This is a genomic window from Pseudoalteromonas sp. S4741, assembly GCF_005886135.1.
GTDB classification, from domain to species: Bacteria; Pseudomonadota; Gammaproteobacteria; order Enterobacterales; family Alteromonadaceae; genus Pseudoalteromonas; species Pseudoalteromonas tetraodonis.
Genome location: NZ_PNCN01000072.1, coordinates 21,320 through 27,319, shown reverse-complemented (window position 1 = coordinate 27,319; position 6,000 = coordinate 21,320). Strand labels below are relative to the sequence as shown.

The 6,000-nt window shown below is 40.8% G+C and carries 5 protein-coding genes; 2 read left to right on the top strand and 3 right to left on the bottom strand.

Translation table 11 applies throughout. The features are described from left to right. Positions 1-492: 492 nt before the first annotated feature. Entirely contained in the window at positions 493-1,194 is a 702-nt protein-coding gene (gene deoD, locus CWC30_RS11490; RefSeq protein ID WP_036955453.1) for a purine-nucleoside phosphorylase, read from the bottom strand. Between the two features lie 65 nt (positions 1,195-1,259). Beyond that, entirely contained in the window at positions 1,260-2,477 is a 1,218-nt protein-coding gene (locus CWC30_RS11485) for a phosphopentomutase (RefSeq protein ID WP_138627153.1), read from the bottom strand. A gap of 192 nt (positions 2,478-2,669) precedes the next feature. On the opposite strand from CWC30_RS11485, the gene udk reads away from it, so the two are divergent. Together udk and CWC30_RS11475 are read left to right on the top strand one after the other, a co-directional pair. After that, on the top strand, positions 2,670-3,299 hold the full coding sequence (gene udk / locus CWC30_RS11480) for a uridine kinase (RefSeq protein ID WP_008110733.1): 630 nt from the start codon (positions 2,670-2,672) through the stop codon (positions 3,297-3,299). 17 nt (positions 3,300-3,316) lie between these two features. Further along, complete coding sequence (locus tag CWC30_RS11475) at positions 3,317-4,540, top strand: NupC/NupG family nucleoside CNT transporter (protein ID WP_036983618.1); 1,224 nt, start codon at positions 3,317-3,319, stop codon at positions 4,538-4,540. A 559-nt stretch (positions 4,541-5,099) separates the two neighbouring features. On the opposite strand, the gene CWC30_RS11470 is transcribed toward CWC30_RS11475, so the two are convergent. Beyond that, positions 5,100-5,858: a substrate-binding periplasmic protein gene (locus CWC30_RS11470; RefSeq protein ID WP_138627152.1), complete on the bottom strand. Its 759-nt coding sequence runs from the start codon at positions 5,856-5,858 to the stop codon at positions 5,100-5,102. Positions 5,859-6,000: the final 142 nt, after the last annotated feature.

Genomic DNA, 6,000 nt, shown 5'->3' with positions numbered 1-6,000 from the left:
AGCGGGTTTACCCCGCGTTTATTTACTCCATAATTTTTAACCTGACGCGATATAAAATCGCTGCTACACCCTGATAGTTGCTTTTTTCCTCTAAAAGCGCAGCGTCTCTTCGCCCTTTTTGTGCAAAATTCACTAAAACTGTTTGAACAAAGAGAAGGCTACGGGCTTCGAGTGACGAGCTGCGAGCTACTGCTAAAACCTTTAACCTTTAACCTTTAACCTTTGACCTTTGACCTTTAACCTAGAACCTGAAACCTAGGAACATAAAGCCCGTAGCTCGAAGCCCGAAGCTCGGTGCTCGGTGCTCGGTGCTGGCACCTAAATTCAGGCATAAAAAAAGCCGCATAAAATGCGGCTTTGCGGGTTTAGTCTCACTTCACTTTGGGCGTGTCTCCAAAACTTAGTGAATACGTTACCAAGGAACTGTTGTATTTAACCTGAACTCTGGATAGTAAATCTCTTAACCAAAGTTCAGGTTAGTTAAATAGTTAATTAAATTGACTCTAGGGCAATTTTAACCATTTCGTTGAACGTGGTTTGACGCTCATCTGCAGGTGTTGCTTCGCCGGTGATTACATGATCACTAACGGTAAATAATGCCATTGCTTTTGCGCCGTATTCTGCTGCTACGCCGTATAAGCCAGCTGTTTCCATATCAACAGCGAGTACACCTAGTTTGTCTAGATCTTTATAAAACGTGTCGTCTGCTTGATAAAAAGTATCGGTAGTAAATACATTACCTACTTTTGCATCGATACCTAAATCTTTAGCTGCATTTACGCCGTTTAAAAGTAATTCAAAGTTAGCTATTGCAGCAAAGTCAGTACCACGAACGCGGGCACGATTTACGTTTGAATCTGTGCTTGCACCTTGTGCAAAAATCACGTCGCGAATTTTAATATCGCTTCCGATACCACCACAGGTACCTATACGAATAATATTTTTAACGCCAAAACTGACAATAAGCTCACGAGCATAAATTGACATTGAAGGAATGCCCATGCCAGAACCCATAATGCTCACTGGTTTACCTTTGTAAGTTCCAGTAAAACCGTACATGTTACGTACGCCGGTTACTTGCACTGCATCATCTAAAAAGTTTTCAGCAATATATTGTGCGCGTAGCGGATCGCCTGGCATTAATACTGTTTCGGCAAAATCACCTACGTTTGCACTGATATGCGGAGTACTCATCGATTGTTTTCCTTTTGTTTGGCTAAAAGCCCTATTACTTTAAAAATAGCAAGCGTATTTTTAAGTTACTTAACTGTGTTCAGCTTATCAATAAAGCCATCACCATATTCTAACGCTTCAAGGTTAAACCATTGTGCAAGCGTTTGGCCAATATCGGCAAAGCTATTGCGTTCGCCCAGCGGGGTATTTTTCATCCCTGGCTGATAGGCAATAACCGGCACATATTCACGGGTGTGCTCAGACCCTGGAAAGGTCGGGTCACAGCCATGATCGGCGGTGATCATTAATAAATCATCCGACTTTAATTGCGCTAAAATAGTGGGTAAGTAATCATCAAACTCTTTGAGCGCTTTCGCATAGCCAACAGGATTTCGGCGGTGACCAAACTTTTCATCAAAATCAACTAAATTGGTAAAAATCAAACTGTGATCCGGCGCAGTCGCCACCACTTCGCTGGTTTTTTCTAGCAAGTTCATCAAGCCTGGCGCTTTATGCTTTTGGGTAATGCCTTGATGCGCATAAATATCTGAAATTTTACCAATACTGATAACTTCGCCACCGTCTTTTGCAAGTACATCAAGCAATGTTGGCGATGGCGGTAATACTGAATAATCACGACGATTACCTGTTCTGGCAAAATCTTGATTATTAGAACCCAAAAATGGCCGCGCAATCACTCGCCCTATATTCATTTCATCAAGCAGCGCCCGTGCGATTTCGCAAACTTGATAAAGCTTCTCTAGGCCGAATGATTCTTCATGCGCGGCTATTTGAAACACACTGTCAGCTGAGGTGTAACAGATTGGTTTACCTGTTTTAACGTGCTCTTCACCTAGCTGCTCTAAAATCGTGGTACCTGAGGCATGGCAATTGCCTAAAATACCCGGAATACCTGTGCGAGCAATAAACTCGTCTACAAATTCTTGTGGGAAACTCGGCTGTGTTTTAGGGAAGTAACCCCAATCAAATAACACTGGCACGCCTGCCATTTCCCAGTGACCCGATGGCGTGTCTTTACCGCTTGAAAGCTCTTTTGCGTAACCCCATGCACCTTGTGGTTTATGTCGCTCAGCAACTAAACAGGATTCTTTACCAGCGGCTTCACATGCATCCACTAACCCTAATTTTGAAAGGTTAGGAAGCGAAAGCTTACTGCCAGTCTCGTCATAATATGCCTTGAGTAAATGTGCGAATGTATTAGCACCAACATCACCAAATTTATCTGCATCGGGTGCTGCGCCAATTCCTAAACTATCCGCCATTAAGATAATTGCTCTTGCCATTGTGACCTCACATCTGTTCTAGGTGGTTACTTTATCTGCTCTTCGAATTTTCCGTACAGGACATAAGTCCTGTTTCATAAAACCTAAACATTATAAATTTGCACTCTTAAGCGAAGCAAAAGAGATTAATCGTGTCTTTTTTGCTATTGTGATCTACCAACAATATATCCTTCTGTGTGGGTGAGAACTTTAGTGACACGAACTATTATAGCTATTGCAGGCGCATCGGCGTCCGGCAAATCTCTATTTAGCCAAACAATTTATAATGAATTGGTAAATGAGCTTGAACCAGGCGCTATCGCCATTATTGAAGAAGATGCTTATTACAAGGATCAATCGCATTTGCCGATGGCACATCGTACGCAAACGAATTACGACCATCCTGATGCATTTGAACACGAACTAATGCTTGAGCATTTAACACAACTTCGTAATGGCCACTCTGTTGAAGTACCAACTTATGATTATGCCCAACATACACGCAGCGATAAAACGCGCCGTGTGGCTTCGGCTAAAATACTCATTGTAGAAGGTATTTTATTACTGAGCGATAAAGCGCTTAATAAAGAATTTGATATCAAGGTGTTTATAGATACGCCATTGGATATTTGTTTAATGCGCCGAATGCAACGCGACATGGAACAAAGAGGCAGAACATTACAATCTGTTGTTGAGCAATATCAAGCAACTGTTAGACCGATGTTTTATCAATTTATTGAGCCTTCAAAGCATAACGCTGACTTAGTTGTGACTCGAGGCGGTATGAATCGCGTTGCGATTGATATTATAAAAAGTAAAATAAAGTACATTTTACAAGAATAACAACGGGAAACGTTTGTATGACAACATTTATGAGCTTAGTAGGCATGCTAGTGCTACTAGGCATCGCTTTTGCGGCCTCAACTGATCGCAAAGCAATAAAACTAAGAACCGTGGGTATCGCATTTTTAATGCAAGTCATTATCGGCGGTTTTGTACTTTTTTTTGAAGCAGGCAAAAATGTATTAGCGAGTATGTCTCGCGCCGTTTCATCGGTTATTGGGTATGCCAACGATGGAATTGGCTTTTTATTTGGCCCATTAGCATCGCAAGATACACTTGGGTTTATTTTTGCCATTCAAGTATTGCCAGTGATTGTGTTTTTCTCAGCACTTGTTGCTGTGCTTTACCACCTTGGCATTATGGATTGGATAATTAAAATTTTAGGCGGTGGTTTACAAAAATTATTGAAAACCTCTCGCACCGAGTCGCTTTCAGCCACCGCAAATATTTTTGTTGGCCAAACTGAAGCGCCACTCATTGTTAAACCGTTTATTGCAACCATGACCAAATCTGAGTTATTTGCCGTAATGGTAGGTGGTTTGGCAACCGTAGCAGGCTCTGTAATGGCTGGTTACGTAATTATTGGTGTAGACCTTAAATATTTAATTGCAGCTAGCTTTATGGCAGCACCGGGTGGTTTCTTAATGGCAAAAATGATAGTGCCAGAGACAGAAACACCTAAAGATGATTTAGCCGATATAGATTTAGGCGACGACAAACCGGTTAATGTTATTGACGCAGCAGCATCAGGCGCAGCAAACGGTATGCACTTAGCATTAAACGTAGGTGCCATGCTTTTAGCATTTGTTGCACTGATTGCGTTATTAAACGGTTTATTAGGCGGTATTGGTGAGTTGTTTGATTACCCTACATTAACGCTACAAGAAATTTTAGGCTACTTGTTTGCCCCTGTTGCATGGTTACTCGGTGTACCGTGGAATGAGGCAATTTTAGCCGGCAGCTTTATTGGTCAAAAGTTAGTAGTAAATGAGTTTGTTGCTTACTTAGACTTTATAAATTATCGCGATACGTTAAGTGCGCATACACAAGCAATTGTTACCTTTGCCTTGTGTGGCTTTGCTAACTTATCATCGATAGCCATTTTACTAGGTGGATTAGGCGGTATGGCGCCTAGTCGGCGAAAGGATATCGCACGCTTAGGGCTCAGAGCAGTGTTAGCAGGATCTATGGCTAACCTTATGAGCGCAGCAATTGCTGGGTTTTTCCTCTCGCTAGCTTAGAAACTTAATGAGACGATCCAACTGTTGCAAAACAATAGGATAGCGCTTTAAGGGGTTAAAGCACTATCTGACTTGAACGATACTTCACCAAGGGCCGCAAGGCCCTTTTATCGTTTTTATAGCCTCTACTTTCTAAATCCTCAGCAATTCATACCTAAAAATTCCCTAGCAAAGCTTTCATTCACGCACTCTTTACGCCATTAAAAAGCCATCATTGCACTTATACCAATCCGCAATAATACTTAATCATTTTGCGGGGCTAAACGTGTCGCTACCTGTGTTAAAAAATTCTCATTTAGAACAACTAAATAGCGAATTTTTTGCCTAGCTATCAACTCGTTTTTCCAGCCTCAAAATAGACCACTTGATTAAGCGAATTGGTATTACTAAAAAATATGAACAACTGTGTAGCTGTAGGAGCATTTACTTATTAGCCCTTTCAAGGCACTTGAGAGTATAAAAGGTAGCGAAGTTAACAAGAATGAAGGCTGTGAAGAGGCAATATAGGCATTATTAAGCGGGAGCTTTTTGAGCTTTTCTGTGCTTATGGTCTAAACGCTTAATTTTTTACATAACGTTTAATGTAAGCTTCATAGCCAGACTCAGCCTTAAGCTGCTCAAGTGCTTGATTAAAGCGTTTTACTACCACAGGTGAAGCGGCTTTATTAAAGCCAATATAGTTGCCTTTAAGTTCATCCACATTAATTTGCTTGAGCTTCACCACGTCATCCCTAGAGTACCCAAATGGCTCAGTTTGATGATCAACAGTAAAGTCAGAGCCAATAATTAAATCGATGCGTTTTTTAAAAAACAATCGCATAAATGAGTCAGCTTCACTAAACAGTAGTAAGTTTTTATCGGTAACAAACCCAAGTCGACGCACCAGCATTTCATAAATGTCGCCTCGCACTATGCCCAACGAGTAGTTTTTAGCTTGTGATATATCATTCATCACAATATGGTCGCTGGTTTTTAATTTAAAAAAGTAGGTTTGGCTCGATACCAAAGGTCCCACCCATTCAAAAAGAGGAATACGTTCTTGCGTTTTTGCTAGAGAAATGATGGCTGAGTGTGGGTTATTTTGCACTAACTGGTAAGCACGCTTCCAAGGTAACATAATAAATTCGCACTCTAGTGCCGCACGATCACAAGCGTCTTTCACTATGTCATGATTAATACCCGCTAGCTGTCCAGCTTCATTTTGAAAATTGTAAGGGGCAAAGCTTTCGGTATAAATAACCAATTTAGGCGCATTAGCCTGAATATTCTGGCTAAATAGCAACCCTAACGCTAATAATGTAAATTTAAAAATAAACACCCCCTATAATTTAAGTAATAACCTTAGCCTAGAAAGCATGAAAAAACTATTAGTTTATAGCACTTTTATAATGTTAAAAATAGCAGGTGATTTGAGAATGACTATCGTTAATAATACCAATCCGCAATAATACTCAATCATT

Coding starts and splice junctions, on each gene's coding strand:
- CWC30_RS11475 (WP_036983618.1), top strand. CDS start 3,317: ATGACAACATTTATGAGCTTAGTAGGCATGCTAGTGCTACTAGGCATC.
- CWC30_RS11485 (WP_138627153.1), bottom strand. CDS start 2,477: ATGGCAAGAGCAATTATCTTAATGGCGGATAGTTTAGGAATTGGCGCA.
- deoD (WP_036955453.1), bottom strand. CDS start 1,194: ATGAGTACTCCGCATATCAGTGCAAACGTAGGTGATTTTGCCGAAACA.